This window comes from Microbacterium sp., assembly GCF_052102115.1.
Classification (GTDB): Bacteria; Actinomycetota; Actinomycetes; order Actinomycetales; family Microbacteriaceae; genus Microbacterium.
The window spans coordinates 1-4459 of the sequence record NZ_JBQDVP010000100.1 but is presented as its reverse complement, the minus strand read 5'-3'; the positions used below and the strand labels follow the sequence as shown (position 1 = coordinate 4459).

At 63.2% G+C, this 4459-nt stretch carries 3 protein-coding genes and 1 pseudogene; all 4 read left to right on the top strand.

The window, feature by feature from the left end; translation table 11 throughout:
* Window positions 1–1394, top strand: a 1394-nt coding sequence (locus ACTICP_RS15870) for a hypothetical protein (RefSeq protein ID WP_441894008.1), incomplete at its 5' end; no start/stop codon positions are given.
* Window positions 1391–3493 (top strand): hypothetical protein, encoded by a 2103-nt coding sequence (locus ACTICP_RS15865; protein WP_441894006.1) that lies wholly within the window; start codon window positions 1391–1393, stop codon window positions 3491–3493. The genes ACTICP_RS15870 and ACTICP_RS15865, both read left to right, overlap by 4 nt.
* Entirely contained in the window at window positions 3486–3902 is a 417-nt protein-coding gene (locus ACTICP_RS15860; RefSeq protein WP_101598857.1) for a hypothetical protein, read from the top strand. Before ACTICP_RS15865 ends, ACTICP_RS15860 begins: the two co-directional genes overlap by 8 nt.
* 85 nt (window positions 3903–3987) lie before the next feature.
* Window positions 3988–4459: pseudogene (locus ACTICP_RS15855) on the top strand (DEAD/DEAH box helicase); the annotation flags it as partial.

Genomic DNA, 4459 nt, shown 5'->3' with positions numbered 1-4459 from the left:
ACGGCGGCGGCGAAGAGACCCCACTTGACGAGTTCAGCAATGCTGAGCGCCTTGCCATCCGGGACGAATGTCGCCGACGTATTCGGACGCTGGAAGATCGCCTCGCCATTGGCCAGCGCGGCCTCTGCCACGGCTCGGCTCCTGATTCCGACGGGTGGGTGCGCGCCCACGACGCGATCTGGGCCGTTCGCCACGAGGGCCGTTACCCGGGAGTGTCAATCGATGCCGTTGCCGTTCGGGCCTGCGATCAGGGTGTCCTCAATGAGTTGAGTGAGGAGTTCGCATTCGACCGTGCAACGACATACGGCGGCGGCGCCCGGGTGATGCGGCGACTCATGTCGTACTTGTACCCCTCGGACACTGATCTCGTAGCGTTCCGCACCCTCCTTCAGCTGGAGACCGGGGCGGCGCCCGAAGAGTGGTCACGAGTCACGCTCAGTGACATCGAAACTGCGACCGACGCTATCCACGTGCGGTTGCACAAGGCGCGTGCTCGTCGCAGTCGCACGGTCCGTTGTGCGCTTACCCACGACGGCCGCACAGGCTGGCGTGCCGGTGATCTCCTGCGACGGCTAATTGCTGTGACCAAGCACGCGCGTGACGAGATGACGGCCAATCTCGCACCGGATGCCGAATCACTGTTCCTGACCGTGAACCGCACAAGTACCAGGCATCTCGCTGCCCGCGCGGAGTCCTTCTCCCGTAGACCGTTCAGCTCCATACTGACCTCGATATCACCCTCAATCTCTCACCCACACGATGCGCGTCGCCTGCGCAAGACCGTCAAGAGCGTGCGTGCCGCAGTGCTGCGCAGCGCGGATGTCGCGGCCGGTGACGACCACAGCGTCGAGGTCTACCAACGCCACTACGCCCAAACGACCACGGTCCACGTGCTGGCAGGCGCCGCCGTAAACGCTGCCCAGCAGCAAGTCTTCACCCGAATACAGCGTGGTCCCATCTTCGTGAACGCTCATGCACACTCCGTCGATGGAGAAGCCGATGACACACTGGCGGAAGCCGCAGCCGCGGAGGTCACCGCGAGTTCGACGGATCGCGAGATGAACGTTGCACACTGCGCGTCGCCGTACGAGTCCCCGTTCAGCCCCGCGGGGCGTCTGTGTGAGCATCGACCCTCGATGTGCTTCGCGTGCCCGAACGCAATAGTTTTCGCAGACCACCTGCCCCGGATTATTGGTTACCGCGAGGTGCTGCGAAGTTACGAGAACGAGATGTCCCCGGCGCAGTTCGCCTCGGTCTACGGCCAGCAGGTAGCGAACATCGAACAGGTCCTAGACATGTTTTCGCAAGAGCAACGCGACCAGGCCTCCAGAGACATCCAGGACGTCGCCGAGCGCGTTCACGTTCCGCTTGCCCAGCGAGGAGCCCATCTATGACCACACACCGCCTGCTTGCCTCGGACCAACCTGGACCAGACAGCGACTACTGGTCCCCGGAGATGCCGGTCCTTCAGCACCGCCACCTCGAGCATGACCTTCCCGTGCCCGTGTTCGGCGAGTCGAAAAGATGGGATCTTCGCTCACTGGGGTGGAACCCCGCTGCTGGCCGCCACTCTGCGGTGCTGCTGTTCGACAGGTTCGACACCGAGTGGAACCTTCGCGCTCGAGAGCTCGCTATCGCGCAGCTCAACCCGGTGCACAGCATCGTGCGCCGCCAACGCATCCACCTGTCCGCTCAGCCCGTGCATGTGAAGACCATCCGAGCCAAGCTCGACGGACTACGGCGATTTGCTGCCTGGCACTCCGAGAACCTCGGCGAGATCCCGCTACGAGAGCTTCGCCAGACCGACCTTGACCGTTTCCTGATCGATGCCAAGGCGCACGCGGCCACCTCCGCCGTGACATCCGCGGTCAGTGCTATTCGCGATCTGCACACCTACGGCGCGCTCCTCACCGGCGGTGGCCTCTCGTTCGTGCCCTGGGGCGATGAGACAACAGCGGTACTCAGCGGTCGGCGAGTCAGCGCAGAACTCAGCACCCCGGTGATCCCCCCTGCGGTATGGTGGCCGCTTCTACGGGCCTGCTGGCAGTACATCGACGTGTTCTCCCACGACATCTTCAACGCCTCTGACGAATGGGCAGCACTCGACCGACCTCGAGGTGAACGTCGACGCGTCACCGACTCCGACGCCATGCTCGAGGCATGGTTGCGAGCTCCCGACAGTTGTGTGCCCCTGCATCGGCTGACCTACGGACGATTCACAAAAGGTGAGATCCACTGGACGCTTCTGTCGCTGCTGATCTCCGACGGGCACAGCAAGCATCTGTTCACCGACAAGGCGAATCCCGCCGTCGGATCAAGGCGGCAGAAGATCCGGAATGCATTGAATACCGGCACGATCACATCCATCCGCGGTGGTCTCCTCACCCGTCCGGCAGAGGTCGAACGCCTCGACGGTTCGAGCGGGCCCTGGATCGACGGATTCGACCCGGCCACGATCCGAGAACAGATCAAGATCCTGCGCAACGCGTGCTACGTGTTCTGCGCGGCGCTGACGATGATGCGCGACTCCGAACTGCTGAGCATCAAGAAGGGCTCCCTCACGACATTCCATGGAGCCCCCGCCGTCACCTCACTGCTCCGGAAGGGGCGCAATGGAACGCGGCGTCGCAACTGGTGGATCACCGAACCCGTCGCGCAAGCGATCGTCGTCGCAGAACGGCTCGCACTCAGTGACGACGTCTTCGGATCGACCCGGCAAAATCACCAGCCCGACGAGCGTTTCGCACGCTTCGATCGCCATGAGCAGTTGGGCTATTTCATCCCGCAGATCAACGCACTCGGCCCGGCTGCCGGACTCGAACACATCCCAGAGGCCCACTTGGCGCCGCACATGTTCCGCCGGACAATGGCCGTGATTACCGCCCAACAGCCCGACGGCGAGATCGCCCTGGGCATCCAGCTCAAGCATGCAGCTCGTCGTGCCGTCTCCAACGCCACGACCTCGGGATACGCGACCGAGACTCCGGAATGGGCCGCCGAGTTCGAGCACGAGCTTCAGGACGCCGTCGCGGCACGCCTGGTCGGCCTGTGGGCAACCAAGGGCGACGCGGAGATCCGCCTCGGTGGCGCAGGTGCCCAGCGCTTCCGTGACGAGATCGCTCAGGTAGAAAATGTCATGGAGAACGAGGTGAAAGTGGGCGACGAGCGGACACTCCGAACACTCCTTCGCGACCACTTCAGCACGCTGCGCTGGGGCACGCTCAACCACTGCCTCGGCATCCGCGAACAGGCAGCATGCCTCCAAGACCTCCCGGCCGCTGTCGCCGCCGACGGGGTCATGCCTAACCGTTGCCAACCAGCCACCTGCAGGAACTCCGTGGTCACCGACGAACACGCCTCGATATGGATCGCAGAGGAACAGGACCTCCTCCACAAGCTCGAAGACCGCAAAATGGCCCCGCACAGCCGCGAGCAACTCGAGTCAGAACTCGCAGAAGTCCAGAAGATCACCCGGAGGTTCCCCGATGACTGACCGTACCCAACAGTCCGACTCCGAGATCAAGCTACGCGCCGCCATGGAACAGCTGCTCTCCGGCAACGCCGAACGGACCGACGGGCGCCTGATCAAGGAGAACCTCTACCGAGAGGCAGGTGTTAGTCGAGCGACTATGAACCGCGCCCGCTCTGTTCTCGAAGAATGGTCACGCCGCGTCGACGGCACTCAACCGCGTGACCAAGAGATCGAAACACTACGGCGCGAGCTGAGCGAGAAACGGGCCGACGCCCGGCGTCTTCGCGAGCGGATCCAGGGCCTCGAAGAGCAGCTGACCATCGCAGCAACCGCGACCGCCGAGCTTCACATCGAAAATCAGCTCCTACGCGGCGAAGACCGCACACGCGTCGTCACGCCTATACGACAACCTCGCCGCCACGAAACCTGAGACGCAGCGGAGCATTGAAAACTAGCCATCGGGTAAAGGAAGCATAGAAGCATCACCAGCTTCAGAGAGCGATAGACTCGTTGGCATGTCCGAAAACCCACGCCTCCCCGCTGAGCAGCAGGCGCGTGTCCTGATCGACTCTCAGCTCCGTGCGGCAGGGTGGGTCGTGCAAGATGGCAAAGCGACGAACTTATTCGCAGGAGACGGGGTCGCAATTCGCGAGGCGGTGATGGCTCCTGGCCATGGCCGTGTGGACTACTTGCTGTATGTTAACAAGAGAGTCGTGGGAGTGATCGAAGCCAAGCCTGTGGGCACACCACTTTCGGGGGTGGAGTGGCAGTCCGCTATGTATGCCGGTGGGCTTCCCGAGTCGCATCGGCAACGCGCAGACCTCCGGGACGGGCGGCTCCCGTTCGCGTTCGAAGCATCCGGATCCGAGACACACTTTACCAACGGCTTCGACCCCGACCCGCGATCGCGGCAGATCTTCAGTTTCCCCAGACCCTCAACGCTCGCGCGGATCATCCGTGACGCCGTCACCGACTCAGAGGCCCCAA